Source organism: Kocuria sp. HSID17590 (assembly GCF_003989485.1).
In the GTDB taxonomy this organism is placed as follows: Bacteria; Actinomycetota; Actinomycetes; order Actinomycetales; family Micrococcaceae; genus Kocuria; species Kocuria salsicia.
Genome location: NZ_RBMB01000073.1, coordinates 1 through 1157, shown reverse-complemented (window position 1 = coordinate 1157; position 1157 = coordinate 1). Strand labels below are relative to the sequence as shown.

At 67.7% G+C, this 1157-nt stretch carries 1 protein-coding gene; it reads left to right on the top strand.

The annotated features are described in order from the left end of the window. Positions 1–80: 80 nt before the first annotated feature. Positions 81–1157 (top strand): IS3-like element ISAar43 family transposase gene (locus tag D8M39_RS12450; RefSeq protein ID WP_126875121.1). Its coding sequence is split into 2 segments (ribosomal slippage), with 1078 coding nucleotides annotated over them: positions 81–351 and positions 351–1157; the frame shifts between segments, so codons are not numbered across the junction. This gene is flagged as partial in the annotation.

The window sequence follows — 1157 nt, the reverse complement described above, 5'->3', positions numbered from 1 at the left end:
GCTGACCCCGTTTGGTAGGTCCGGTGGTTGTGTGAGTCGTCCTGTTGCCCGGGGGTCCGGGCAGTGAGACTGGTCAGATCATGACGAACAGCAGGAAGCGTCACACCTCGGAGCAGGTCGTCCGTAAGCTCGGGCAGGCCGACAGGATGCTCGCGGGCGGTAGCGACATCGCCGGGGTGTGTCGAGAGCTCGGAGTGTCCGAGCAGACGTACTACCGGTGGCGGAACCAGTACGGCGGGCTGAAGGCCGACGACGCGAAGCGGCTGAAGGAGCTCGAGAAGCAGAACGCCACGCTCAAGCGGCTGCTCGCCGAGGCAGAGCTCGAGAAGGCCGCGCTGAAGGAGTTGGCTGAGGGAAACTTCTAGGCCCGGGCAGGCGCCGTGCCGCCGTCGACCACCTCAAGCGCAAGCTGCGGGTGAGCGAACGAATGGCGTGCCGTCTGGCCGGGCTGAGCAGGTCCGCATACCGTCGCCCGCTCCAGGGTGAGACGACAGCCGACCCGGACCTGGCGTTGCGGGACTGGCTGCGGGCGTATGCGAAGAAGCACCCGCGGTGGGGATACCGCAGGGCCTACCACGATGCCCGCGGCGAGGGGTGGGTCGTGAACCACAAGAAGATCCAACGGCTCTGGCGCGAGGAAGGGCTGCGCGTCCCGCAGCGGCGTCGCCGCAAACGCGTTGGGTCTTCGACCGTCGACGCCCCGGCAGCGGTCGCACCGAACCTCGTGTGGGCGGTGGACTTCCAGTTCGACGCGGACGAGCAGGGCCGTCCGATCAAGATCTGCTCCATCGTCGACGAGCACACCCGCGAGTGCATCGGCGGGCTCGTCGAACGGTCGATCACCGCGGACCGGCTCACCGCCCACCTCGAGGACCTCGTCGCCGTCCGCGGCGCCCCCGCGGTGCTCCGATCCGACAACGGCCCCGAGTTCATCAGCGACGCGATGGCCGACTGGGCCGGTACCCGCACCGGCCTGTTCTACATCCCGCCCGGCTCGCCCTGGCACAACGGGTACGTCGAGTCGTTCAACAGCAGGCTCCGCGACGAGTGCCTGAACATCAACAGCTTCTACTCGCTGCTCCACGCCCAGGTCGTGATCGGCGACTGGAAGACCGAATACAACCACGACCGCCGGCATTCATCGCTCGGCTACCTCG